The organism is Pseudomonas sp. MSSRFD41 (genome assembly GCF_014230245.1).
In the GTDB taxonomy this organism is placed as follows: Bacteria; Pseudomonadota; Gammaproteobacteria; order Pseudomonadales; family Pseudomonadaceae; genus Aquipseudomonas; species Aquipseudomonas piscis.
The window spans coordinates 22,383-47,810 of record NZ_JACKZK010000036.1 but is presented as its reverse complement, the minus strand read 5'-3'; the positions used below and the strand labels follow the sequence as shown (position 1 = coordinate 47,810).

Below are 25,428 nucleotides of genomic sequence, written 5' to 3'. Positions count from 1 at the left end.
ATGCAAGCGCTCTCCCAGCTGAGCTATAGCCCCTCGTCGGTGAGGACGGGGCGAATCTTAAGGGGCGTTCGCAAGGCTGTCAATTTTTTTTCAGCTTTTTGCAAAAAAATTTGCCGGGATAACAATCACTTACCGGCCCGCCCTGAAAAACCGGGCTTTTGCGCCCTTCCCGACTTGTGCCGACTCCCGCAAAAGAGTCGACCCAAGCCTGGAGAATTACCGGTCACGGCAACCAATTCGCCTGACGCCAGAGATTCAAGCGTAGTCGAAAAGCTCGCCGTTCCTGGCAGCACTACTGCGGCACCAGGCCGTCTCAGGCGATGGCGCCCAGCAGTTTTTCCCACTCCTTGTTCTCTTTCTTCGACACGCCACCGAGCAGGTCGATGGCCTGGCGCAGACGGAAGCGAGTCAGGTCCGGACCCAGGATTTCCATGGCATCGAGCACCGACACCGAACTGGCCTGGCCGGTGATGGCGGCGAACATCAGTGGCATGGCATCGCGCAGCTTCAACTCCAGGGACTCGACCACAGCCTGGATAGTCGCGGTAATGCTGTCCTTTTCCCACTGGCGCAGGCTTTCGAGCTTCCACAGGATCAGCTGCATCAGCTGGCGCACCTGATCGCCCGACAGCTTCTTGGATTCGAACAGCTTGGCATCCGGAGTGACTCCGCCTGCGAAGAAGAACCCGGCCAGCGGCGCGATCTGGCTGAAGGTCTCGACCCGGCCCTGGACGTGGGGAGCGATCTTCATCATGTAGTCGCTGTTGAACGCCCACTTCTGCACGCGAGTGGCGAACTCCTCCACCGGCAGGTCACGCAGCCACTGGCCGTTGAGCCAGGACAGTTTCTCGATATCGAAGATCGGCCCACCCAGGGAGACCCGCGACAGGTCGAAGTTGTCGACCATTTCCTGCAACGAGAACTTCTCGCGCTCGTCCGGCATCGACCAGCCCATGCGCCCCAGGTAGTTGAGCATGGCCTCGGGCATGAAGCCCATGCGCTCGTAGAAGGTCACCGAAGTCGGGTTCTTGCGCTTGGACAGCTTGCTCTTGTCCGGGTTACGCAGCAGCGGCATGTAGCACAACTGCGGTTGCTCCCAGCCGAAGTACTCGTAAAGCAGGATCAGTTTCGGCGCCGACGGCAGCCACTCTTCGCCACGCAGCACGTGGGTGATGCCCATCAGGTGGTCGTCGACCACGTTGGCCAGGAAGTAGGTCGGCAAGCCATCGGTCTTCATCAGGACCTGCATGTCCATGCGATCCCATGGGATCTCGACATCGCCACGCAGCATGTCCGGCACCACACAGACGCCTTCGCTGGGCACCTTCATGCGGATCACATGGGGCTCACCGGCCGCCAGGCGCTGGGCCACCTCTTCCTTGGACAGCAACAATGCGCGTCCGTCGTAGCGCGGGGTTTCGCCGCGGGCCATCTGCTCGGCACGCATCTGGTCCAGTTCCTCGGCGGTGCAGAAGCATGGGAACGCATGCCCCATGTCCACCAGTTGCTGGACGTACTTCTGGTAGATATCGCCACGTTCACTCTGGCGATACGGGCCATGGGGACCGCCGACATCCGGGCCTTCGCTCCAGTTGATCCCCAGCCAGCGCAAGGCATCGAAGATCTGCTGTTCGGACTCGCGGGTCGAACGCAGTTGGTCGGTGTCTTCGATACGCAGGATGAACTCACCGCCGTGCTGCTTGGCAAAGCAATAGTTGAACAAAGCGATATAAGCAGTACCTACGTGGGGATCCCCGGTAGGCGATGGCGCGATGCGCGTACGGACGGTGGTCATGGCATGTCTCGGAAAGAATAGAAAAGCTAAGGAACAAACAAGGGGCGAATGGTAACAGGCGATGCCAGGCGCGCTCCAGTGAGGAGGGTATTTAAGCCCAGGTCACGGTTACGGACGATCGCGCCCCATGGCCGCTGCCATGGGGCGCGCACCGCTCAGACGTTGAGCAGGCGCTCACGCAGCTTGCCGATCTCGTCCCGCAGTTGGGCTGCCGCCTCGAATTCCAGGTCCCGGGCCAGTTGGTACATCTTTTCCTCCAACTGGCGGATGCGCTTGGTGATCTCGCTCGGCGAGCGCAGCTCGCTTTCGTAGCGAGCGCTTTCCTCCGCGGCCTTGGCCATGCCCTTGCGCTTCTTGCCGCGCGAACCGGGCACGGTGGCACCTTCCATGATGTCGGTGATGTCCTTGACCACCCCCTTTGGGGTGATGCCATTGGCCTGGTTGAAAGCCAGTTGCTTGTCGCGCCGGCGCTCGGTCTCGCCGATGGCACGCTGCATGGAGCCGGTGATGTTGTCGGCGTAGAGGATCGCCTTGCCATTGAGGTTGCGCGCAGCGCGGCCGATGGTCTGGATCAGCGAGCGCTCGGAGCGCAGGAAGCCTTCTTTGTCGGCATCGAGGATCGCCACCAGCGACACCTCGGGCATGTCCAGGCCTTCGCGCAGCAGGTTGATCCCCACCAGCACGTCGAAAGTACCCAGGCGCAGGTCGCGAATGATCTCCACCCGCTCCACGGTATCGATGTCCGAGTGCAAGTAGCGCACGCGGATACCATGGTCGGCCAGGTAGTCGGTGAGATCCTCGGCCATGCGCTTGGTCAGGGTCGTCACCAGCACACGCTCCTCCAGGGCCACGCGCTTGGTGATTTCCGACAGCAAGTCGTCGACCTGGGTCAACGCCGGACGCACCTCCACCTCGGGGTCCACCAGACCGGTGGGACGCACCACCTGCTCCACCACCCGGCCGGCGTGCTCGGCCTCGTAGTTGCCGGGAGTGGCGGAGACGAAGATGGTCTGCGGGCTCACCCCTTCCCACTCGTCGAAGCGCATCGGCCGGTTATCCAGCGCCGAAGGCAGGCGGAAACCATATTCCACCAGGGTTTCCTTGCGCGAACGGTCGCCCTTATACATGGCGCCGACCTGGGGCACGCTGACATGGGACTCGTCGATCACCAACAGGGCATCGGGCGGCAGGTAGTCATACAGGGTTGGTGGCGGCGCCCCGGCCGGACGCCCGGACAGGTAGCGCGAATAGTTCTCGATACCGTTGCAGTAGCCCAGCTCGAGGATCATCTCCAGGTCGAAGCGAGTGCGCTGCTCCAGGCGCTGGGCTTCCACCAGCTTGTTGTTGGAACGCAGGTACTCCAGGCGCTCCTGCAGTTCCTCCTTGATCCCATCGACGGCCTCCAGCAGGGTCTCGCGCGGGGTTACGTAGTGGCTCTTGGGGTAAAAGGTGAAGCGCGGCAGCTTGCGGATCACCTCGCCGGTCAACGGGTCGAAGGCGCTGATGCTTTCCACTTCGTCATCGAACAGTTCGATGCGGATCGCCTCCAGGTCGGATTCCGCCGGGTAAATATCGATCACATCGCCACGCACCCGGAAAGTGGCCCGGGCGAAATCCATGTCGTTGCGGGTGTATTGCAGGTCCGCCAGGCGCCGCAACAAGGCCCGCTGGTCAAGCTTGTCGCCGCGATCGACGTGCAAGACCATCTTCAGGTAGGTCTCAGGGCTGCCCAAGCCGTAGATGCAGGACACCGTGGTGACGATGATCGCGTCCTTGCGCTCCAGCAGGGCCTTGGTCGCGGACAAGCGCATCTGCTCGATATGGTCGTTGATCGAGGCGTCCTTCTCGATGAAGGTATCGGAGGACGGCACGTAGGCTTCGGGCTGGTAGTAGTCGTAGTAGGAAACGAAATATTCCACTGCGTTATTCGGGAAGAACGCCTTGAACTCGCCATACAACTGCGCGGCCAGGGTCTTGTTCGGCGCCAGTACCAGGGTCGGGCGCTGCACTTGCTGGATGACGTTGGCGATGCTGAAGGTCTTGCCCGAACCGGTCACACCGAGCAGGGTCTGGTGCGCCAGGCCGGCCTCGATGCCTTCGACCATCAGGCGGATGGCCTCCGGCTGGTCGCCGGCAGGCTGGAAACGGGTAACGAGCTGGAACTCAGACATAACCTACCTCTGGAATCATCCTGCGCGGCGCGACCGGACAGCAATGGGAAAGACCACGTACGACCCAGGTCGCCGGGGAAAGAAAACGGGAATATTCAGAATGTGGAGCCAAATCCCACAGCTTTCAAGGTAAAGGTCCTACACCCGCTAACATGCCGAATGTTGCAATAAGACTAACGGTGAGAAAATAACCCGAAAAACTTGTCGCAAAAGGCTAATAGCCTGTCGCCCGCCGCGATGATGGCCTCTATACTAGCTCCCCGTTTGTGCACCGCTCTAGTGCATTCGGCTGGAGCGCGGCACGTCCCTCCACACTCCATTCAGAGCCGCCGTAAAATGAGCCTGTTCTCCGCTGTCGAAATGGCACCACGCGATCCAATCCTGGGCCTCAACGAAGCATTCAACGCCGACACCCGTACCGACAAGGTCAACCTTGGGGTGGGCGTGTATTGCAATGAGGAGGGACGCATTCCACTCCTGCGCGCCGTTGTCGAAGCCGAGACGATCCGCGCGGCCCAGCATGCTTCCCGTGGCTACCTGCCGATCGACGGCATCGCCGCCTACGACCAGGCGGTACAGAAGCTGCTGTTCGGTGCCGACTCGCCACTGCTGGCCGCGGGCCGCGTGGTCACCACCCAGGCCGTCGGCGGCACTGGCGCCCTGAAGATCGGCGCCGACTTCCTCAAGCAACTGCTGCCCAATGCCGTGGTCGCCATCAGCGACCCGAGCTGGGAGAACCATCGCGCACTGTTCGAGACCGCTGGCTTCCCGGTACGCAACTACCGCTACTACGATGCCGCTACCCATGACGTGAACCGCGCCGGCCTGCTGGAAGACCTCAATGCCCTGCCAGAGCAGTCCATCGTTGTCCTGCACGCCTGCTGCCACAACCCGACCGGCGTCGACCTGAACCCAGAGGACTGGAAGAACGTCCTGGAAGTGGTCAAGGCCAGGAACCTGGTGCCGTTCCTGGACATGGCCTACCAAGGCTTCGGCGATGGCATCGACGAAGATGCCGCCGCTGTGCGCCTGTTCGCCGATTCGGGCCTGACCTTCTTCGTTTCCAGCTCTTTCTCCAAGTCGTTCTCGCTGTACGGCGAGCGTGTCGGCGCGCTGTCCATCATCAGCAGCTCGAAGGAAGAAAGCGCCCGCGTGCTGTCCCAGGTCAAGCGCGTGATCCGCACCAACTACTCCAACCCGCCGACCCATGGCGCCACTATCGTCGCCGCAGTGCTCAACAACCCGGAACTGCGTGCCCAATGGGAACAGGAACTGGCGGAAATGCGCCTGCGGATTCGCGGCATGCGTACCCAGATGGTCGACTTGCTGGCCAAGGGCGCCCCACAGCACGACTTCAGCTTCGTCGGCCGCCAACGCGGCATGTTCTCCTACTCCGGCCTGAGCTCCGAGCAAGTGGGCCGGCTGCGCAACGAGTTCGGCATCTATGCCCTGGACACCGGCCGCATCTGCGTTGCCGCGCTGAACCAGAGCAATATCGGCGTAGTGACCAAGGCCATCCTCCAGGTGATCTGAGCCACTGCCGGTAGCCTGCAAACAAGAGGGGAAGCCACGGCTTCCCCTTTTTCATGGGCGCCCGGCGTTCTCCCCCACGCCCTCTAGACTCAAGCCGTGCCTTGCCAAGCGAGAACCGCCAATGAAAAACGATGACCTGCGGGCCGAACGCGACGACCCCGAACATTACCTGCCCCGTTCGCAGAAACGCGCAAAAAACCTGGTGCTGCAGATCGCCCTGGGCGTATTCCTCGGAGGCCTGGCGTTGTGGCTGGTGCAACTGGCGGCCAATGCACTGATGGCCAGGCTGATGCTTGGCACCTTGACCTTCGGCGGCTGAAGGCGGCGCCTGCGCATTTGAAGAAAAAGTTCGTCTTTTCTCTTCAAGCGCTTGACTTCCCTTTTTGAATCAGTAAGATACGGCGCATTCCGCGATAGCTCAGTTGGTAGAGCAAGTGACTGTTAATCACTGGGTCCCTGGTTCGAGTCCAGGTCGTGGAGCCATCTTCCCAGACTGATTTGCCACGCAATCCATGAAGAGCGCCCTGCTCCTCCGGCAAGTCGGCTCAAGCGATATCCCTTCAGATACCTCCTGCGCATGCCAGCCAGGCATGCGGCAAAGCTATTCATATACCCCTGAAAACTCCATGCCCATGCCTGGTTGCTTTGCCGCAAAGGCCTGACGTAGGCTGTGCGCTTCCTTTTCCAACCAGTCAGACAATGATGTCCGTTCCAGCACAGTTAGCGTGCAATTCTTCCTCGATCTCCCCTTCGGCCAGCCTGGTCGTTGTCCAGCATGACTGCGCGATCAATCGTCGGCGTCGCAGCGTGCTGTTCGCCTTCACCTTCTCTCCCCCCCAAGGCCAGCGCTGACCGCGACTGCCCCCCTTGTCACCTCCTGCGATCCGCACCTGGCGCAAGCGACCTGAAAGCATCTCGCCTGCCCCAAGACCTGTACGCGCACCAGGGCTCGCCCGGCAATCGCCTGTACCGCCACCTGCGTCCGCGCGCAGGACCGCACTTTTTTACTTCATCTAGGCACCTGGAAATCCAGGTGCAGGTCTCGAGCAATGAACAAAGCCTTGTTAGCCGCCCTGATCCTGGGCATCTCCATCGTCGGCCTGAGCATCGGCTCCAGCGTGCCGATCCTGGCCCTGCGCCTGTACCAGGCCGGCGCCTCCAACAACCAGATCGGCCTCATGTCAGCCCTGCCCGCCGCCGGCATGATGCTCTCGGCCTTCCTGGTCAATGCCCTGTGCCAACGCCTGACCCGCCGCCAGATCTACTTGCTGTGCTTCAGTCTCTGCGCCCTGAGCGTGGCCACCCTGGAACTGCCTGGCCTCGATCTCTACAGCCTGGGCCTGGCACGTATCGGCATGGGCCTGGGCGCCGGGCTGATCATCATCCTCGGGGAAACCTGGGTCAATGAAATGGCCGAGGACAGCAGCCGTGGGCGCCTGGTGGCGGTCTATACCACCTGCTTCACCTTCTTCCAGCTGCTGGGGCCGGGCCTGGTGTCGGTACTGGGCACCGAAGGACCGGCGGTGCTGGGTATCGTCACCATCGGTTATGCGCTGGCTATCGCCGTGGTCTGGCTGACCCTACCCCGGGAAGACGCCCCGAGTCCCCACGCCGAAAGCCGAACCTTCTCGGTACTGGGCTTCATCCGCGTCGCCCCCGCGCTGTGCGTGGGCATCCTGTTCTTCGCCTTCTTCGACAGCATGGTGCTCTCGCTCTTCCCGGTCTATGCCGCGGACCATGGCTACAGCATCAAGCTCGCCGCCCTGATGGTGACCATCATTCTCCTGGGCGACACGGCGTTCCAATTCCCCCTGGGCTGGCTCTCGGACAAGCTCGGGCGCCCCGGCATCTACCTGGGCTGCGGCATCATCTCGCTGCTGATCGGCCTGGGCCTGCCGGTGCTGATGGAAACCCCCGGCCTGCTCTGGCCGAGCCTGGTGATCCTCGGGGCCGCGGCCGGCGGCATCTACACCCTGGCGATCGTCCTGATCGGGCAGTCCTTCAGCGGCCCGGACCTGGTCACCGCCAACGCCAGCGCCGGCCTGCTCTGGGGCATCGGCAGCCTGCTCGGACCACTGCTCAGCGGCGCGGCCATGAGCGGCGGCAGCTACGGCCTGCCCCTGACCCTATCGGCAGCCGCCGCCATCGTGGTGCTGTTCGCCCTGTCCCTGGTGCGCCAGGGCCAGTTCAAGGTCGCACAATAAGCATATGCGGGACGCGGCCAGTGATCATTCACAGGTCGCGTCTTTGTCATTACCATCACCCCTCCCTCCCCGCCCATGGACACCTTCGCGATGGACCGAACCCTGCATCTGCTGCCGCTGTGCGGCCTGCTGTTGTCATTATCCCTGCCAGCCCTGGCCGAACCTGCGGTGGACTGCGCCGCCCTGGGCGAAAAAGCCTCCCGGGAAGCCGGCGACTATCGCCCGCCCCTGGAAGCCAAGGTAATCGGCACTGGGCGCCTGCATTTTCACAGCGCCCCGCACGCGGCCTGCATGGACAAGAAACTGTTCGTGATTCCCGGCGATGGCCTGACGGTGTACGCCGCCACCGAGGACGGCTGGGCCCAGGTCATGTACATCGCCAAGGACGGGGAGGACTACAGCGGCTGGGTCGAGGAACAGCGCCTTAAACTGGGAGGGCACTACGGCGGCGCCCAGCTACCGGCCGACGCCAGCGCCCTGATCCAGCGCCATGAGGAATGCCAGCACTTCGCCGGCGAGGAGCCTTATGACGCCGAGCGCCGGGCCGAGCTCGAAAAGGCGGTGGAGGAAAGCTGCACCGGCGTGGATCGCCAACTGGCGACACTGCGCCAGCAGTACAAGGACGACCCCGAGGTCCTCCAGGCCCTGGCGCCCCTGGAAAACCTGGAGTAAGCCAAGACCGGCGCCTGGGCGCCGGTCGCCAGTCACCACGGAGCCACTCAATGGGTGGTTTCGACGCTGCCACGAACATGACTGGGTGGCGCCGCTTCGCCTTCTGCCGCGACCGCCGGGCCATCGGCCAGCAGCGGCACTTCCTTGCCCTCGGCATCATGCAACTTGCCCCCGCTGAAATAGTCCCCCTCTCGCAGGCCAGCGATGTCCTGGAAGCGCAGGCTGCGCTCGGTACCGGCGACGAACACCGACTGCTGGTCGGAGTTGCCGGTGGTGAAGTGGTTGAACGCCAGGTTCAGCAGGATCGCCATGATCGCCGAGGAACTGATGCCCGAGTGGAATATCGTCGCGAACCAGCTGGGGAAATGATCATAGAAGCTCGGTGCGGCAATGGGGATCATGCCGAAGCCAATGGAGGTAGCGACGATGATCAGGTTCATGTTGTTGCGGTAGTCGACCTTGGACAAGGTACGGATGCCACTGGCGGCCACGGTGCCGAACAGCACGATGCCGGCCCCGCCAAGCACCGAGGTCGGCACGGCGGCGATGACCCGCCCCATGAACGGCAACAGGCCGAGAATTACCAGGAACAGGCCACCGGTGGCCACCACGAAGCGACTCTTGATCCCGGTGACCGCCACCAGCCCGACGTTCTGGGCGAAGGCGCTCTGGGTGAAGGAGCCGAAGATCGGCGCGATCATGCTCGACAGCATGTCGGCCCGCAGGCCATTGCCCAGGCGCTTGGAGTCGACCTTGGTATGGATGATCTCCCCTACCGCCAGGATGTCCGCCGAGGTTTCCACCAGGGTCACCATGACCACGATGCACATCGACAGGATCGCCGCGACCTGGAAGGTCGGCATGCCGAAATGAAACGGCGTGGGCAAACCGAACATCGGCCCCTGGGTGACTCCGGAAAAGTCCGCCATGCCCAGGAACACCGCGATCACCGTGCCGATGACCATCGCCAGGAGAATCGATAATCGGGAGATCGCCGCGCTGCCGACCTTGCTCAGCAGCAGCACCAGGACCAGGGTGACGGCAGCCAGGCCGATGTTCGACAGGCTGCCGAAATCCGCCGAGCGGCTATTGCCGCCCATGGCCCAGCGCGCTGCCACGGGCATCAGCGTCAGGCCGATGGTGGTGATGACGATACCGGTGACCAGGGGTGGGAAGAACTTGGTGATGCGGGAAAACACCGGAGTGATCAGCAGCCCGATCAGGGACGCGGCGATCACCGCGCCGAGCACCGACTGGAAACCACCCTCGCCGCCACTGGTGACGATCGCTACCATGGTCGACACGCCCGCGAAGGACACCCCCTGCACCAACGGCAGGCGGCAGCCGAAGAACGGCACCCCCAGGGTCTGCAGCAACGTGGCCAGCCCCCCGGCGAACAACGAGGCGGCGACCAGCAGGCCGATTTCCGCCGGCGCCAGGCCGGCAGCCTGGCCGATGATCAGCGGCACCGCGACGATGCCGCCATACATGGTCAGCACGTGTTGCAGGCCATAAGCCATATTCGCGCCAACACCCAAGTTTTCGTCTTCGGGCCGCTGCGGTGAAACCTGAGGGATAGTCATGGTTTGGGGTTCCCTGTTTTTGTTATGCGCACACTGTATGCAACATCAAAGAGAACTGTCCATATAATTGTATACAGTTTATCCGCCAACTTTCCGGCGTCTTCGGCTCGCAAAACCATCGCCCAGGCTGCCCTGTCGCAGCCCCGGTTACGCCGGTAAAGCCGTCGCAGAGCCCTCTCCCCACGGCCATCGACAATCTTGGGCACGCGTTGCCGCGAACTAGCCGGGCCGCCTGGCGGCCCAACAAAAAGGGCCGACCCGACAAACGAATCAGCCCTTTTGCACGATCTGTCGGCCCAACGGGGCAACGGTACCTGGATTCTGTACACAGTCGCGGTCACACCACCTCGCGCCGCCAAGAGACGGTCAGCCCCACCGTCATGCCGGTACGGCTTCGGTTTGCAGCAGTCGCTCCAGCACCTGTGGCAAGTCCGGATGATCCGGCAGGCGCAAGCCGAACTCACCCTGCAGCAGGTTCATCAGTTGCTCGACCTCGGTGATCTGGCGGCGCTCGCTGGGCTGGCCCATGCGATGCAGGGCGTAGTTCTGGTTATGCAAGGTATGGCGTACCCCCGGGCCGATTCGCGCCACCATCAGCTGGCCGAGAAACGGCGAGGCGGGATGAGTGGACACGTACCAATTGCCCATTTCGTAATCCACCTCGCCCTGCACCTGCAAGTCGAACACGTACATTGCTCGCCATTCATCGGCGACCTTGGCCCGCAGGATGTAGCTGCCGTCATGCCGGGTGATGCGATAGGGCTCATGGGGCGTGGCCTGCTCCTGCTCGGTATCGAGCAGCAAGGGCGCGGTCGGCACCATGCCACCGAAACCGACATCGACGATATAGCGCCGGCCATCGAGCCGCAGCAGTGTCAGACGGTGACTGCGAGGCGTGAGCGCATCTTCCGGTCCACTCATCACTACCCGTCCAGTGATGCCCCGGACCTCGTAGCCCAGGTGCTGCAGCAGCTCCAGGAAGAGCTGATTGAGCTCATAGCAGTAGCCACCGCGCCCGTCCCGCAAGATCTTGCGCTCCACCGCCGCCAGGTCGATGGGGACCGGTGCACGCAGCAAGGTCGATAGGCTCTCGAAAGTGAACCGGCAGACATGGCGCAGCTGCAGCTCTCGCAGGGTTTCCAGGGTGGGGGCTGGTGCTCGGTCATAACCGAGACGGTGCAGGTAGAGGTCGAAGTTCATCAGGTGCGGCTGGCTCATGCACGGGTCCTTGATATGAGTGTCGCGCAGGGGTCCGGCAATCCGCGTGCCGATCCATTCGAGCAACGCCAGCCCCTGCATGTCGGGTTTATGTATAAGCCAGAACAGACCCGGATCGACAATCGATTCGGCTGATATTTTTTATCGCATTGGTCCCGGATTGGCCCTTGCCAAGAAGTGTCCGGGGTCCTGTAATAGCCGACCGTCCAGCCCAGACCTGGAGAATCCCCCGCCATGCACCCACTGGAAGGCCCGCGGATCATCCTGCGCCCCCTGCAAGAGAGCGACGCCGACGCCCTGGTCGAAGCGGCCCGGGACGGCGAACTGTGGAACCTGCCCTTTACCGTGGTGCCCTCACCCAGCACGGTCGACCACTACCTGGCCAGCGCCCTGGAGGGCCGCGCCGCGGGCAGCGTGCAGCCCTTCGCCACCCTGCTGCGCGCCACTGGCCAGGTCATCGGCTGCACACGGTTCTGGAAGATCGACCGGCACAACCGCAAGCTGGAAATCGGCAGTACCTGGATCGCCAGCCGCTGGCAGCGCAGCTTCGTCAATACCGAAGCCAAGTACCTGATGCTGCGCCATGCCTTCGAGGACATGGCCTGCGTGCGGGTACAGTTCACCACCGACGAGATCAACCACAAGTCCCGCGCGGCGATCCTGCGCCTGGGCGCACAACAAGAGGGCGTAGTGCGCCACGAACGCATCATGCCCGATGGCCGCAAGCGCAACTCCGTGCGCTTCAGCATCATCGACGACGAATGGCCGGCGGTACGCCAGCACCTGGAACAGTTGCTCGAGCGATCCGCCGCCCACTGACTACCGGCAATCAACTACAAGGATGCAGTCATGCCCACCACCCTGACCTTTCGCCATGCTCGCCACGAGGACGCCCTGTGCCTCGGCGGCCTGGCCACCCAGGTCTTCTTCGATACCTACGCCCTGGATGGCATGCGTGCCGACCTGGCCGAGGAGGCCCTGAACGTCTACGCCCCGGAACAGTTTCGCCAGCGCCTGGCCGACCCCCGGCGAATCCTGCTGCTGGCCGAACGCGACGGGCACCTGCAGGGGTTCGCCGAACTCGCCGCCGGCGGCAACCGCCTGCCCCTGGAACAACTGGCCGATGGCATGGAACTGGTGCGCTTGTACGTCCAGCGTCATGCCCAGCGCCAAGGCATCGGCCAAGCCTTGCTGCGCCAGGCGGAAAATCTCGCCCAAGGGCGTGACGCCAGCTGCCTGTGGCTCAGTGCCTGGGAGGGCAACCGACCGGCGCTGGCTTTCTACCTGGCCCAGGGCTATGACGCGGTGGGTGTCACAAGCTATGAATTCGGCGGCAACCGCTATGGTAACCAGGTGTTCTGCAAGGCCTGGTAAGACTCAGCGATCGGAACGCTGCAGTGGTTGCGCGGACAACGCCGAGACCCGGTTGCGCCCCGTAGCCTTGGCCTGATACAGCGCCGCATCCGCCCGCTCGATGAACACCTCGGTGCTGTCGCGGCCGCTGGGCACGAAAGCGTAGCAACCCAGGCTGACCGTCACGCAACCGGCCGCCGAGCCGCTATGGGGGATGTTGTGCGCCATGACGCTCTGGCGAATCTGCTCGGCCATGGCCACCGCACCATGGATATCGGTATCGGGCAGCAACACCGCGAACTCCTCGCCACCGTAGCGCACCGCGAGGTCGGCCTGGCGCTGGCAGCAGGCTTGTAGCGCCTGGGCCACCTGCGTCAGGCAGTGGTCGCCGGCGACGTGGCCGTAGGTATCGTTGTAGCGCTTGAAGTAGTCGATATCGACCATGATCAGGGCCAGCGGACTACTCTGCCGGGCTCCCCGGCCGAACTCGATCACCAGCGCACGCTCGAACAAGCGCCGGTTGGCCAGGCCGGTCAGGCTGTCATGGGTGGCGATCACCTCCAGCGCCTCTTGCGCCTGGCGCAGGTCGGCCTCGATCCGTTCGTTATTGCGCACCTGGTTGACAAAGACCCAACCGAACAGCCCGACCCCCAGCAACACCAGGGCCACGATGGCCGTGGACTGGTAGGCCGAGGCATACCAGCCCTTGAGAATCGAATCCTTGGAATTGGCGGCAGCCACCACCAGCGGATAGGCCTGCAACTGGCGATAGCCATACAGTCGCGGCACCCCATCGACGATGGAAGTGATCATGGCATTGCCCGCCGGGGCTTCGGGCAGGTACTTGGAAAAGATCTCGCTCCGGGACAGCGAAGCCCCGACCTGGCGAGCCTCGAATGGCCGCCGGGCGATGAGGGTGCCATCGGAGAGCGCGAGGAACATCGTCCCCTGTTCGTCGATATTGAAGCTTTTGAAGAAGTGGTCGAAGTAGGTCAGCTTGATGCCGGCCATCAGCACGCCCTGGAAGTTCCCAGCCTTGTCGTTGATGCGGCGGGAAATCGGGATGACCCACTCTCCATTGGCACGGCTGCGGATCGCCGGGCTGATATGGGCCTGCAACGAGGCGTTCTGCTGGTGGAAACGAAAGTAATCGCGGTCGGCCACATCCTGGCCGTGGGGTGAGTCGTTGAAAGAGCTGACCACCCACCGGCCCTGCCGGTCATAGAGGAACACCCCGCTGAGCTGGTTCAGGGCCAGCACCCGCCGGGCGAAGATCTGCTGCAGTTGTTGGCGTTGCTCAGCTCCCTCGCCCAACGCCTCGATCCATTCGGAGAGGCTCATCAACACCAGGTCGGCCTCCATGAAGGTGTCTTCGGCCTGCTGGGCCATGGCCTGGGTCAGGTTGGTGGAATTAAGTTCGGCCTGGGCCAGGTCGTGGCGCCAAGACTGCTCCAACTGCAAGTACAGCAAGCCGCACAGGCAAAGGGAAACCATGGAGATGAACCCTACCGCCGCCTTGAGCAAGGGCAGGCGTTTCAGGGTGCCACCAGGGGCATTTACATCGTAGATGGGGACAGGCAATGGGTCGTCCTGACGGAAAAGGCGTGATTTGCGACGCAAATCCCTTTGTTGTTTGCTTGGCTGGCCCGGGCAGCGGCATCCACACAACCTCAGCGCCACGCATCCGGCAACAGGCTGGGAGGCAAGCGGACCGGCACTTTGAGGGTTATCGGCAGCACCGGGCGCTGCCTGAAGCATAGACCGCCCCGGCAGCATTTCCGACACACCGTTCGCTGCCGACAGCCGCTCGGGTGGCGCAGTATCGCACAACACTCCGGAGCCCGATGCAGTTCGCCTGAACCCGGCGACCACGAACTGACCAGCCAGCCACGAAGCCGTAGCCTGGAGATGTTCCCGGTAATAGCCATTTAATCTCCCCCCTTTATCAGAAAGAATCATTTCCCCACCTTCGATAGGGGAAATTCTGGTCTATAAACAATTCCAAAAATAACCGTACCGAACCCAACACATCGACTCATGCCCCGAACCACCTGGTCGGGCAAATCGCGATGCGAAGATAGTTGACCGCCAAGGAGTGGAAGTTGACCAGGGGCATCACGCTCGAGCGTTTCAGTTTCCGGCCCATGAGCCAGCAGTTACTAAGGCTCCTGATCGAACTTCGGGCGAAACCCGGATTGGGAGCATGCGCCCATGTGCTCTGACCTGGCGATCAGGACTCAGGGCCTGGGCAAGTGTTATCAGATCTATGAACAACCCCGGGATCGCCTGCTGCAGATGCTGTTACCCAACGGCAGGCAGCGCTATCGCTCGTTCTGGGCGGTCAAGGATGTCTCGCTGGAGATTCGCAAGGGCGAGAGCCTGGGCATCATTGGCCGCAACGGCAGCGGCAAGTCGACCCTGCTGCAATTGATCTGCGGAATCACCGCCGCGTCCTCGGGCAGCGTGACCAGACACGGACGGATCGCCGCCCTGCTGGAACTGGGATCAGGGTTCAACCCGGAGTTCAGCGGCCGCGAGAATGTCTATCTCAACGCCGCGGTGCTAGGCCTCACACGCGAGGAAACAGAAGCGCGCTTCGAGGAGATAGTGGCCTTCGCCAACATTGGCGAATTCATCGACCAACCGACCAAGACCTATTCCAGCGGCATGCTGGTGCGCCTGGCGTTCGCCGTCTCGGTGTGCGTCGAGCCAGACATCCTGATCGTCGATGAAGCGCTGGCCGTCGGCGATGCTTCGTTCCAGTTCAAGTGCCTGGAGCGCCTCGAGCGACTGGCCCACCAGGGCACCACGCTGTTGTTCGTGTCCCACGACATGAGCATGGTCAAGCGCTTCTGCAACCGGGTCCTGTACCTGCGCAACGGCGAAGTCCGGGGCAGTGGCGCACCTGAGGAAATGGCCGAACTCTATTTGCTGGACATGCGCGACGAGCAGCGACGCTGGACCAGCGGCGGTGCCATCCAGGTCATCGCCAAACCTGCGCTCGCCCAGGGCCAGGGCATCGCCTTCGGCACCGACGAGGGCCAGATCGCGTCGGCGCTGTTCAGCGCCACGGGAACCTCATACTGCAGTTTCGTCCATGGCGATCCAGTGGAAATCGAGATCCAGGCCTTGGTCAGCGACCAGGTCTCGCGTCCCAACCTCAGCCTGACGATCCAGGAAGCACGATTGCTGGTGGTCGGCGGAGCCAACGTGGCCTTGGTGTGCCAGGCACCACTGCAAGGCTGGTGCCGCGCCAGCACACGCCTGGGATTTTCCGCCAACCTGGCGCCCGGGCGTTATCACGTGACCCTCAAGCTGATGAATGGCGACACCGAGGAGACGTCCCAACTGATCGAAAAACAAGTAGCGCCCCTGGCCTTCGATATATTGCCGGGGGACAAGCATTTCCTCGGCCTGGTCGACCTGGACATCAGGACGGTCGAGCCGGAGCAACCGAATATCACCGGGCCTGCCCCCCGTCCAGCGGATGAACCTTGGCAGGTAGCGATCTTCGGTACCTTCGATGTAGCCAACTACGGCGACCTGCTGTTCCCCATCATTGCCGAGCGCGAATTGCAGGCGCGCCTGGGACCGGTACAACTGCACCCCTGCTCTTACCACCAGCGCCGCACCCCGCAGTGGCCCTATGACGTGACCTCGGTGAGCGAGCTGCCCGAGCTGGTGGACTCCCTGGATGGGGTGTTGATCGGCGGCGGCTTCATCGTTCGCTTCGACAAGTTGGTGGCCGTCGGCTATTACCCACCGACGCCGCGGATCCACCACCCCACCGGCTACTGGCTGTCGCCCGCCCTGCTGGCCCTGCAACACGATGTGCCGCTGATCTGGAATGCCCCGGGCATGCATTGCAACGAGATCCCGTCCTGGGCCCGACCGCTGCTCAAACTGACCCTGGAACTCAGCCCTCACGTCAGGGTGCGCGACACGCTGTCCCAGGAAGCCTTGTCGGCACTCAGCGAACAAGCGCAGGTCGAGGTGCTGCCAGATACCGCCTTCGGCCTGGCCAACCTCATCGACCTGCAACGACCCTCGGTCGAATATCGGCGCTTGTGCGAACAAGCGGGCCTGGGCCGCCGATACCTGGTGGTGCATACGATCGCGGGCCTGGAGAACTTCCTGCGCTTGTGGAAAACCCAAGGCACCGAACTTGAGCAATGGCAACTCTTGCTGCTGCCCATAGGTCCGGTGCTGGGCGACCACGAATCGATCCTCGGTGACGACCTGCCGCGAGCGGTAACCCTACCCCACTGGCCTGCGCCGCTGTTGCTGGCGGAAATCCTCGGACATGCCGAAGGCGTGATCGGCCACAGCTATCACCTGGCGATCACTGCCCTGGCTTTCGGCGTTCCCATCTTCTGTTCGGCCAACCTGCACCAGGGCAAATACACCGCCCTGCTCGACTACCAGGGCATCTACCCACTGCCAAGCGGTGAACCCATTGCCCTGGAGTGGTTCCTCGAACGCCTGCGCCCACCCTCCTCCTGCCCCCGCCTGGAAGCGGCCAGGGAGCAGTTGCGCAAGCACTGGGACAAGGTGGCCGAGCTGATCCGCCAAGGTCGCCGGCCCACCGGCCAATGGATGAACCGGCTCTGGCAAGACCTGCCCAACCTGCTGGAAGGCCAACAACAGGAGTGGCATGAGGAATGCCTGCGCCAGCGCGCCGAACTCGATGAGCTGCGCCGGCAAATGCGGCAGTTGCAACCGCTCCAGGAATGACAATGGCCCGCCACGGACCAGTCCCACGACGAATGTGACTGGCCGTGGCCCCGGCTCCTTGCGTGGCACCGCAACACTGCGTCTCACATGACATGGATTCAAGGAGGAAGAACATGCTGCTGGACCTGAAGATGCTCGCCCACCAACCCTTGCACCAGCAGCCCTTTCGCTGGGGCCGGATCGACGGCCTGTACTCGGCCGAGGATGCAGCCGCGCTGGCGGCCAGCTACCCCCACGATGCGTTCAAGCGGGTCTACGGCTATGGCGGGGAAAAGGACTACGAATACCAGGCACGGCAACTGGTGGAGCTGGGCACCGGACGGATAGTCCACGCCCAGGGCCTGAGTCCGAGCTGGTTGCAACTGGCCACCGAACTGACCCGACCGGCCTATCGCCTGGCCGTGTCGATGCTGGCCGACATGGACCTGCGTACGGCACCGATGGAGGTCAACGTTTTCCATTACGGTCCCCAGGCTTGCCTGGGTCCGCACCTGGACCTGGACGACAAGCTGGTGACCCACATCCTCTACTTCAACGATACGTGGAGGGTCGAGGATGGCGGCTGCCTGAACATCCTGCGCTCGGCGGACCCGCAAGACATCGTCGCGGTGATCCCGCCACTGGTGGGCAGTTCAGCGCTCCTGGTACGGGGCCAAAGCTCATGGCATGCGGTCTCGCCGGTGGCGGACAGTTGCCGGACCTCGCGCCGCAGCATGACCGTGACCTTCTACCGACCTGGGTCGCAGAGCTCCATGTGGCCAGCAGATGACCAGACGCCCCTGCACACCTATGTGAGCCAGCATGAATAAGCCAGGATCGTCGCCAACGCCAATACAGGAACATGCCCAGGCGATCGTCGAGCGCGATGTCGCCCTGGCACATATCGAGCATATGCGGCGCTCGCGCTCCTGGCGCCTGACCCGCCCACTACGGATGCTCATGCAACTGCTGCGTCACGGAGCCGTAGGCAGTGGCAGCGAGTACCCGCTGCCCATGGCGCCAACCCCACGGTTGCTGGCACCCAGACCTGCTCCGGAACCCGTACCGGCCCCTGTTGGCGCACAACCGACGCCGCCGGACAGCCAGGAGCCATTCGACCTCCTGTGCTTTGCCAATATCGACTGGTCAGCCAGGTTCCAGCGCCCCCAGCAGTTGATGACGCAATTCGCCGCCCATGGCTATCGGGTGTTCTATATCGTCCTGGCCCCTACGCCTGGACAGCCATATCAGGTACGGGAAGTGGCTCCGAGAGTCTACGAGGTGCACCTGCGCGGGCACTCATCCCAGGATCCCTACGCCACCTGCATCACCTCGGGCAACCTGCGCAGCAACCTCGAGGCCTTGCAGGCCCTGGCCGCCGACTTCCGAATCAAGACTGCCGTGTCGGTGATCCACCTGCCCTACTGGACTCGCCTGGCCTTGCATTTGCGTCAGGAGCGAGGCTGGCTGGTGCAGTACGACTGCATGGACGAATGGCAAGACTTCCCGAACATCGGCGCCCCGTTGCTGGCCGAGGAACAAGTGCTGGTGGAACAAGCCGACCTGGTCACCGTCACCGCTTCGGTGCTGCATGACAAATGGGCCAGCCGGTGCCGCCGTTGCGTGCTGGTGCGCAACGGCGTGGATTTCGAATTCTTCGCCCGCCATTGCGCGCCCAATGCCTTGCTCGCCGACCTGCCGGGGCCAGTGATCGGTTTCTATGGCGCGCTGGCCGAATGGGTCGACCTGGAACTGATCGCGGCCATCGCCCGGCAACGGCCAGAATGGAACCTGGTACTGGTCGGCGACGTGTTCGTCAACGACCTGGCCGGCCTCGACCGGCTGCCCAACGTACACCTGACGGGGCACCAACCCTACGCCCAGATGCCGCAATACCTGTATCGGTTCGACGTCTGCATCATTCCGTTCCGCCTGTACAACGTGACCCATGCCGTGGACCCGGTGAAATTCTACGAATTCATCAGCGCCGGCAAGCCGGTGGTCTCGGTGCCGCTCCTGGAAATGCAGCTCTACGCGTCCTACCTGTACTTCGCCGAAGGAGCTCCAGGCTTCGTGACCCAGATCGAAAAGGCCCTGGAGGAAACCGACCCCCAGCGCTGGGAGCGGCGCATCGAACTGGCCCGGGCCAACGACTGGCGGCACCGCTTCGAGGACACCCGCGACGCGCTGGTGGCCCTGTATCCGAAGGTCTCGGTGGTGGTCGTCACCTACAACAATGTCCAGCTGACCCGAGGCTGTGTCGACAGCCTGCTGGATAACGGCGCCTATCCCAACCTGGAGCTGATCATCGTCGACAATGCCTCCAGCGACGACACCCGCAACTATCTGCGCTACCTGGCCCGCACCGAACCGCGGGTGAACATCGTCCTCAATCCACGCAATCTCGGCTTCGCTGCCGCCAACAACCAGGGACTACGGCTTGCCCAGGGCGATTACCTGGTACTGCTGAACAACGACACCGTGGTCCCCAGGGGGTGGCTGACGCCCCTGCTGCGCCACCTGGCCGACCCCGGGATCGGCCTGGTGGGCCCCACCACCAATGCGGTGGGCAACGAAGCCAAGGTCCGGATCGACTACCAGCGACTCGATGGCCTGGAAGATTTCGCCAACCGCCGCGCGAGCCAGTATCGCGGGCGTTGCTTCGATATCCCGATGCTCGCCATGTTCTGCGTGGCATTGCGCCGCGAGGTGCTGGAGCAGGTGGGCTGGCTCGATGAGACCTTCGGCATCGGCATGTTCGAGGACGATGACTACAGCCGCCGGGTACAGGCAGCGGGCTGGCGCACCGTATGCGCCGAGGACGCCTTCATCCATCACTACGGCCAGGCCTCGTTCAAGGCCTTGATTCCTACGGGCGAGTACCAGCGCTTGTGGGACAGGAACCAGGCGTATTTCGAAAGCAAGTGGGGCACCTGGAAGCCCCACAAGTCACTACCCAGGGAGGAGGAAACGGACGCTCCGAGATCCAGTGTCGCTGACTGAACCCATTAATCGACTCCCACCAGAACAAGAGGCCAAGCGTGCTGAAGAACATCATCAACAGACTCAGTGGGCCGGTAGCGCCCTCCCCGACGGCTGTGGACGACGAAACCGAAGAGCAGCGGCGCAAGGCCAGGACCGCTGAACACTGGTCGCAGAACCAGGCCGGCTCGGACCCGTTTTCCGCGGACGTCTACTGGCGTGCGGTACCGGCCATCCAGCGACGCCACCAGCAGAAGGCTACCGCAGGCAGCGGCCATGATTATTGGGTGTCCTACTGCCTGGACACCTTTTTCGGCGACCGCCTGCCCGTGGCCCGCATGCTCAGTGTCGGCTGCGGTACCGGGGACCTGGAGCGCGACCTGTACAACCTCAAGGCATTCCAGCACTGCGACGCCCTGGACATCGCGCCCGCGGCCCTGGATACCGCCAGGACCCAGGCGGCAGCCCTGGGCGCCGGGAGCATCGACTACCAACAGGTCGATGTCGAGCGTACGACGCTGCCCAGCGCCCATTACGACGCGGTCTGGTTCAACGGCTCCATGCACCACATCCGTGAACTGGAAAGCGTCTGCGCCAATGTCCGCCAGGCGCTGAAGCCCGATGGCTGGCTGTTTCTCAACGAGTACGTGGGCGCCAATCACTTCGCTTTCGACGAAACCCAGCGCGCGGCCATCAGCCACGCGTTCGCCCTGATTCCACCCTCGATGCGTCATTCCTTCGTCCAGGGTTCCTATGGCCAGGTGCAACACCAGGTGCCACTGCCCGATCCGCTGGAGGTGGTGAAGGTCGACCCTTCGGAGGCCGTGCGTTCCCAGGACATCCTGCGGGTGGTCCAGGAACATTTCGATATCCGTGCCTTCAACCCTTGTGGCGGCACCCTGCTGCAATTCTTGCTGCATGGCATTGCCGGCAACTTCCGGGATGACGATCCGCAGGCCATGCGAGTGCTGCAAATGCTCTTCGACATCGAGGATGGCTTGATCGAATCGGGAACGCTGCACAGCGATTTCGTGATCGTGGCCGCGACCCCGAAACCCTGGGGCGCCAACCATTGAGAGCGTCTGTGACAAGAGGCTGGCAATGAGCCAACCCGCAGCAGTCGAGCTGCTCAAACACCTGCGCAGTGCCTACCAGCGCTGGCCGCTACCGGCGCCGGTCAAGGTGTTGGTACGGCGCTTGTACCGCAGCGCCTGGCTGCCAGCCTGGCGAGCGTTGCGCCGCTACCAAAGGGCAAACCGGCCGTTCATCCCCGCGCCAGGTACAGTACCGGCGGCACCGACGCCATTGCCCGACTACCTGGTGTGGGGAGCCATCGACTGGGACCTGCGTTATCAGCGCCCACAACAGCTGGCCCATGGCCTGAGCCTCGAAGGGCGGCGGGTGTTCTACATCGCTTCGAGCCTGGTAGACGACCTGCGCGATGGCTTCAGCGTACGCCCCCTGGATCGCCAGGGCCGGCTGTTCGAAGTGCGCCTGTTCGCTTGCAAGGCACCGGTGATCTACCAAGCCCCGCCCGACGCCGCGACGATCAGGCAACTGTGCCGCAGCCTCGGTGAGTTCCTCGGCTGGGTAGACTCGCCGTGGGTGGTCTCGCTGGTCCAGCACCCCTTCTGGTTCCCGGTGGCCAGGCTGCTGCCCAACAACCGCCTGGTCTATGACTGCATGGACCAGCACCAGGGCTTCGGCAACAACGCCCTTGGATTGCTGCCACTGGAGCGGCAACTGCTGGACGAGGCGGACCTGACCCTGTTCGCCTCGGCGTGGCTCGCGCAACACTGGAAGCAACAGTGCCCAACCCTAGCCGAGCGTCGACAGGCCCTACTGCGCAACGCTGCCGACTTCGAATATTTCTCGACCGTTCCCCAGCACCGCCACCAGGATCCGAACGGCCGCAAGGTGATCGGTTACTACGGAGCGCTGGCTGATTGGTTCGATGTGCAACTGGTATCGACCATCGCCCAGGCCTTCGCCGATTGCACGGTGCTGTTGATCGGCGCTGACACGGCAGAAGTCGGCCTGCGGCTGCGCAGCCACGCCAATGTCAGGCTGGCCGGCGAAATCCCCTATACGCAACTGTCCGCCTACCTGCATGCATTCGACGTGTGCATCCTGCCATTTCGGATCCAGGCGCTGACCCTGGCCACAAACCCGGTGAAGGTCTATGAGTACCTGAGCGCAGGCAAGCCGGTGGTCGCGGTGGACCTGCCCGAGCTGCATGAATTTACCCCCCTGGTGAGGATCGCCGGGGATGCGCAATCCTTCGTCGCCGCCATCGCTCAGGCCCTGGACGAACCCGAGCTGAGCGCAGCGGCCCGGCAACGCCAGGACTTGGCCCGGCAACAGACCTGGAACCACAGGGTGCGGACCCTGCTGGACCTGGCCGAGATACCCCAGCCACAACCGCTGATCAGCGTGATCGTGGTGACCTGCAACAACCTCGCCTTCACCCGCGACTGCCTGGCGAGCCTGGACGCCGATCCCCTGGGTCGGGAACTGGAGCTCATCGTCGTCGACAATGCCTCCACCGACGGTAGCGTCGAGTTCCTGCGACAGTGGGCCGCCCGCGGTGGGCACCAGCTGATTCTCAATACCAGCAACCTGGGCTTCGCTGCCGCCAACAATCTGGGCCTGGCCCAAGCCCGAGGCGAATACCTGGCATTGCTCAACAACGATACCCAAGTCACCAGCGGCTGGGCCCAGAGCCTGCGCCGACACCTGCAACGCAATCCCGGGCTGGGCCTGGTCGGGCCGGTGACCAACAACATCGGCAACGAGGCGAAGATCGACATCGGCTACCGGAGTCTCGAACACATGCCCGCTCGTGCGCGGCAATACACCTGGCGCCACATCGGCCACCTGGTGCCCTGCGCCACCCTGGGGTTCTTCGCCGTGATGCTGTCGCGCTCGACCTACCTGCGCGTTGGCCCGCTGGACGAGGCCTTCGGCCTGGGATTCTTCGAAGATGACGATTATTGCCGGCGGGTCGAGCAAGTCGGCTTGTCTTGTGCGTTCGCCGAGGACGTGTTCATCCACCACCACTTGTCCGCGTCGTTCGACCGGATGCCCGAGCGCCAGCGCCAGCAGCTGTTCAACCGCAACAAGGCGCTTTATGAAGCCAAGTGGAAACGCTCGTGGGTGCCCCATGCGTCCCGGGAGAGATCATGAGGCTGGTCTATCTTTCGCCCGTCAGCTGGCACAGTTTCGCCCAACGCCCCCACGAATTGGTCCGCCAATACCACGCTGCGACCCAGGCCCAGGTGCTGTGGGTCGAGCCTTACGCCACGCGCCTTCCGGGAATCACCGACCTGCTCGGCCAACGCCCGCTCCAGGGACCACCTGAGCCACAGCCCGCCTGGCTGACCCTGGCCAGCCCGCGCGCCTTGCCGATAGAACCGCTGCCCGGGTCGGGGTGGCTGAATAGACTGCTCTGGCGCGATCTGCTGCGCCAGGTACGGGATTTCGCCCAGGACGCCGCGCTACTGGGCATAGGCAAGCCGTCCAGGCTGGCCTTGCAGTTGTTGCGCGAGCCGGTTTTCTACAACAGTTTCTACGACGCCATGGACAACGTACCGGCCTTCTACCGGGGCTGGTCGCGCCGCGCCATGAGTCGCAGCCAACACGAAACCGCCCGGGCCGTGGACATCACCCTGGCTTCCTGCTCGGCATTGCAACGCTACTGGCAAGGACAAAGGGTCCACACGCAATTGCTGTTCAATGCCTGCGCCACCGAACGCTTGCCCGCACTACCACTGCGCCGCTCCAGGAACGCTACAGCGCCCCCCGTGTTCGGCTATGTCGGGACCTTGGCCAAATGGTTCGACTGGGATTTCGTGCAGGCCCTGGCACTGGCCTTTCCCGATGCCGAAGTACGCTTGATCGGCCCCCAGCATGGCGCTGCGCCAACCGTTCTGCCGGCCAACGTACGCCGTTTGCCGGCGCTGTCCCACGCCAATGCGCTGCAGGCCATGACCGAATTCGCTGTCGGGCTGATCCCCTTCAAGCGCAACGACCTCACTCGCTTCGTCGACCCGATCAAGTATTACGAGTATCGGGCGCTGGGGTTGCCGGTGGTCAGCACCACGTTCGGAGAAATGATCAACCGCCGGGATGTTTCGGGAGTCTTCCTCTGTGACGATGTCCGCGACATCACTCAAGTCGCCCGACAAGCTCTGGACTTCAGTGAACCCAGAGGCAACACCCTTGCGTTTCGCGAGAACAATTCGTGGGCAAAACGCTTCGAGGTGGTCAATGCAACGCTCCTGTGACGTGGTGATAGTCAACCACAATGCCGGCCCGCTATTAGAACAATGTATCGCCTCGGTGCTGGCACAGAATGCGGGGCGCCTGGTCCTGGTCGACAACGCCTCCCACGACGACAGCCTGCAACGGGTAATGGCTTGCCATGGCAACCACGCACGACTGCTTATCCTGCGCAACAACAGCAATATCGGGTTCGCCGCTGCTTGCAACCTCGGGGCCCGTCAATGCCAGCAGCCATGTATTCTCTTCCTCAATCCAGATACCGTACTACAGCCCGGTGCAGTGGATGACATGCTCCAGGTTCTGCTCCACTCCAAGGAGCGGGGTATGGTGGGTGGCCTGTTGTGCAATTTCGACGGCAGCGAGCAACCTGGCGGCCGCCGGGTGTTTCCCACACCACGGCGGGCGGTGATAAGCGCCTTGAAACTATCCAGGCTGGCCCGGCTGTCACCACGCTGGTTTTCCGACCACCAGTTACACCGCGAGCCCCTGCCCGCCACGCCGATGAATGTCGAAGCTATCTCCGGTGCCTGCATGCTGATCAAGCGTGAGGCACTGGACAGTGTCGGAGGTTGGGATGAAGGTTATTTCCTTCATTGCGAAGACTTGGACCTGTGCATGCGCTTGCATCTGGGAGGCTGGACAATCTGCTTCGTTCCATGGGCCAGGATCTTCCATGCCTGGGGCGCTTGCAGCCGGACCCGTCCGATATTCGTCGAATGGCACAAGCATCGCGGCATGATCCGCTTCTACGGCAAGTTTTTTCGCGAGCATTACCCGAGCATCTTGTCCTGGTGCATTTTTATCGGCGTGTGGATGAGATTCGGCCTCATGGTGGGGTATCACACTATCAGGCGCTTTAGGGCAATGTTCATTGCCAGATGATCCTCACAGGCCGCTCTGTAACGAACACAAGCGCATAG

Annotated in this window: 18 protein-coding genes and 1 tRNA gene; 14 read left to right on the top strand and 5 right to left on the bottom strand. The window is 63.0% G+C overall.

Annotation, left to right across the window (positions count from 1 at the left end; all coding sequences use genetic code 11):
* Window positions 1–313: 313 nt before the first annotated feature.
* Entirely contained in the window at window positions 314–1,795 is a 1,482-nt protein-coding gene (gene gltX, locus H7A76_RS30240) for a glutamate--tRNA ligase (protein WP_185701903.1), read from the bottom strand.
* A gap of 155 nt (window positions 1,796–1,950) precedes the next feature.
* Window positions 1,951–3,966, bottom strand: coding sequence for an excinuclease ABC subunit UvrB (uvrB, locus tag H7A76_RS30235; protein ID WP_185701902.1), 2,016 nt, complete (start codon window positions 3,964–3,966; stop codon window positions 1,951–1,953).
* Between the two features lie 336 nt (window positions 3,967–4,302).
* Between uvrB and H7A76_RS30230 the strand changes: the two genes are divergently transcribed.
* The 5 genes from H7A76_RS30230 to H7A76_RS30210 all read left to right on the top strand — a co-directional run bounded on the left by H7A76_RS30230 (window position 4,303) and on the right by H7A76_RS30210 (window position 8,375).
* Window positions 4,303–5,499 carry an amino acid aminotransferase gene (locus tag H7A76_RS30230; RefSeq protein WP_185701901.1) on the top strand — a complete coding sequence of 399 codons (1,197 nt, stop codon included), beginning with the start codon at window positions 4,303–4,305 and terminating at the stop codon, window positions 5,497–5,499.
* Between the two features lie 121 nt (window positions 5,500–5,620).
* Window positions 5,621–5,818 (top strand): hypothetical protein, encoded by a 198-nt coding sequence (locus tag H7A76_RS30225; protein ID WP_185701900.1) that lies wholly within the window; start codon window positions 5,621–5,623, stop codon window positions 5,816–5,818.
* An 88-nt stretch (window positions 5,819–5,906) separates the two neighbouring features.
* Window positions 5,907–5,982 (top strand) — tRNA-Asn (locus H7A76_RS30220).
* A 566-nt stretch (window positions 5,983–6,548) separates the two neighbouring features.
* Entirely contained in the window at window positions 6,549–7,703 is a 1,155-nt protein-coding gene (locus tag H7A76_RS30215) for an MFS transporter (protein ID WP_185701899.1), read from the top strand.
* Window positions 7,704–7,793: 90 nt separating this feature from the next.
* Window positions 7,794–8,375, top strand: a complete 582-nt coding sequence (locus tag H7A76_RS30210; RefSeq protein WP_185701898.1) for an SH3 domain-containing protein — start codon at window positions 7,794–7,796, stop codon at window positions 8,373–8,375.
* A gap of 47 nt (window positions 8,376–8,422) precedes the next feature.
* Here the strand turns inward: H7A76_RS30210 and H7A76_RS30205 are convergent, their stop codons facing one another.
* Together H7A76_RS30205 and H7A76_RS30200 are read right to left on the bottom strand one after the other, a co-directional pair.
* Window positions 8,423–9,958 (bottom strand): nucleobase:cation symporter-2 family protein, encoded by a 1,536-nt coding sequence (locus H7A76_RS30205; RefSeq protein WP_185701897.1) that lies wholly within the window; start codon window positions 9,956–9,958, stop codon window positions 8,423–8,425.
* A 378-nt stretch (window positions 9,959–10,336) separates the two neighbouring features.
* Window positions 10,337–11,176 (bottom strand): arylamine N-acetyltransferase, encoded by an 840-nt coding sequence (locus H7A76_RS30200; protein ID WP_185701896.1) that lies wholly within the window; start codon window positions 11,174–11,176, stop codon window positions 10,337–10,339.
* 234 nt (window positions 11,177–11,410) lie between these two features.
* On the opposite strand from H7A76_RS30200, the gene H7A76_RS30195 reads away from it, so the two are divergent.
* Together H7A76_RS30195 and H7A76_RS30190 are read left to right on the top strand one after the other, a co-directional pair.
* The gene (locus tag H7A76_RS30195) at window positions 11,411–11,995 is read left to right on the top strand and encodes a GNAT family N-acetyltransferase (protein ID WP_185701895.1); all 585 of its coding nucleotides are present in this window, start codon (window positions 11,411–11,413) and stop codon (window positions 11,993–11,995) included.
* Between the two features lie 30 nt (window positions 11,996–12,025).
* On the top strand, window positions 12,026–12,550 hold the full coding sequence (locus H7A76_RS30190) for a GNAT family N-acetyltransferase (protein WP_185701894.1): 525 nt from the start codon (window positions 12,026–12,028) through the stop codon (window positions 12,548–12,550).
* A gap of 3 nt (window positions 12,551–12,553) precedes the next feature.
* On the opposite strand, the gene H7A76_RS30185 is transcribed toward H7A76_RS30190, so the two are convergent.
* Entirely contained in the window at window positions 12,554–14,110 is a 1,557-nt protein-coding gene (locus tag H7A76_RS30185; protein WP_185701893.1) for a diguanylate cyclase, read from the bottom strand.
* Window positions 14,111–14,740: 630 nt separating this feature from the next.
* Here H7A76_RS30185 and H7A76_RS32910 point away from each other — a divergent pair.
* From H7A76_RS32910 to H7A76_RS30150, 7 genes are all read left to right on the top strand, one after another.
* A complete protein-coding gene (locus H7A76_RS32910) occupies window positions 14,741–17,263 on the top strand; it encodes a polysaccharide pyruvyl transferase family protein (protein ID WP_185701892.1) in 2,523 nt (840 codons plus the stop codon).
* Window positions 17,264–17,379: 116 nt separating this feature from the next.
* On the top strand, window positions 17,380–18,072 hold the full coding sequence (locus tag H7A76_RS30175) for a 2OG-Fe(II) oxygenase family protein (protein WP_185701905.1): 693 nt from the start codon (window positions 17,380–17,382) through the stop codon (window positions 18,070–18,072).
* Entirely contained in the window at window positions 18,065–20,245 is a 2,181-nt protein-coding gene (locus tag H7A76_RS30170) for a glycosyltransferase (RefSeq protein ID WP_185701891.1), read from the top strand. The genes H7A76_RS30175 and H7A76_RS30170 overlap by 8 nt, the downstream gene beginning before the upstream one ends.
* 38 nt (window positions 20,246–20,283) lie before the next feature.
* Window positions 20,284–21,300, top strand: coding sequence for a class I SAM-dependent methyltransferase (locus tag H7A76_RS30165; RefSeq protein ID WP_312026275.1), 1,017 nt, complete (start codon window positions 20,284–20,286; stop codon window positions 21,298–21,300).
* A 25-nt stretch (window positions 21,301–21,325) separates the two neighbouring features.
* On the top strand, window positions 21,326–23,410 hold the full coding sequence (locus H7A76_RS30160; protein WP_185701890.1) for a glycosyltransferase: 2,085 nt from the start codon (window positions 21,326–21,328) through the stop codon (window positions 23,408–23,410).
* Window positions 23,407–24,510, top strand: a complete 1,104-nt coding sequence (locus tag H7A76_RS30155) for a hypothetical protein (protein ID WP_185701889.1) — start codon at window positions 23,407–23,409, stop codon at window positions 24,508–24,510. The genes H7A76_RS30160 and H7A76_RS30155 overlap by 4 nt, the downstream gene beginning before the upstream one ends.
* Window positions 24,494–25,390, top strand: coding sequence for a glycosyltransferase family 2 protein (locus H7A76_RS30150; RefSeq protein WP_185701888.1), 897 nt, complete (start codon window positions 24,494–24,496; stop codon window positions 25,388–25,390). The genes H7A76_RS30155 and H7A76_RS30150 overlap by 17 nt, the downstream gene beginning before the upstream one ends.
* Window positions 25,391–25,428 lie beyond the last annotated feature (38 nt).

Excerpts from the sequence above, each read along its gene's own strand:
- H7A76_RS30150 (WP_185701888.1), top strand. The coding sequence starts at position 24,494 with ATGCAACGCTCCTGTGACGTGGTGATAGTCAACCACAATGCCGGCCCG.
- H7A76_RS30170 (WP_185701891.1), top strand. The coding sequence starts at position 18,065 with ATGAATAAGCCAGGATCGTCGCCAACGCCAATACAGGAACATGCCCAG.
- H7A76_RS30160 (WP_185701890.1), top strand. The coding sequence starts at position 21,326 with ATGAGCCAACCCGCAGCAGTCGAGCTGCTCAAACACCTGCGCAGTGCC.
- H7A76_RS30210 (WP_185701898.1), top strand. The coding sequence starts at position 7,794 with ATGGACCGAACCCTGCATCTGCTGCCGCTGTGCGGCCTGCTGTTGTCA.
- H7A76_RS30215 (WP_185701899.1), top strand. The coding sequence starts at position 6,549 with ATGAACAAAGCCTTGTTAGCCGCCCTGATCCTGGGCATCTCCATCGTC.
- H7A76_RS30205 (WP_185701897.1), bottom strand. The coding sequence starts at position 9,958 with ATGACTATCCCTCAGGTTTCACCGCAGCGGCCCGAAGACGAAAACTTG.
- H7A76_RS30200 (WP_185701896.1), bottom strand. The coding sequence starts at position 11,176 with ATGAGCCAGCCGCACCTGATGAACTTCGACCTCTACCTGCACCGTCTC.
- H7A76_RS30190 (WP_185701894.1), top strand. The coding sequence starts at position 12,026 with ATGCCCACCACCCTGACCTTTCGCCATGCTCGCCACGAGGACGCCCTG.
- H7A76_RS32910 (WP_185701892.1), top strand. The coding sequence starts at position 14,741 with ATGTGCTCTGACCTGGCGATCAGGACTCAGGGCCTGGGCAAGTGTTAT.
- gltX (WP_185701903.1), bottom strand. The coding sequence starts at position 1,795 with ATGACCACCGTCCGTACGCGCATCGCGCCATCGCCTACCGGGGATCCC.
- H7A76_RS30155 (WP_185701889.1), top strand. The coding sequence starts at position 23,407 with ATGAGGCTGGTCTATCTTTCGCCCGTCAGCTGGCACAGTTTCGCCCAA.
- H7A76_RS30195 (WP_185701895.1), top strand. The coding sequence starts at position 11,411 with ATGCACCCACTGGAAGGCCCGCGGATCATCCTGCGCCCCCTGCAAGAG.
- uvrB (WP_185701902.1), bottom strand. The coding sequence starts at position 3,966 with ATGTCTGAGTTCCAGCTCGTTACCCGTTTCCAGCCTGCCGGCGACCAG.
- H7A76_RS30225 (WP_185701900.1), top strand. The coding sequence starts at position 5,621 with ATGAAAAACGATGACCTGCGGGCCGAACGCGACGACCCCGAACATTAC.
- H7A76_RS30230 (WP_185701901.1), top strand. The coding sequence starts at position 4,303 with ATGAGCCTGTTCTCCGCTGTCGAAATGGCACCACGCGATCCAATCCTG.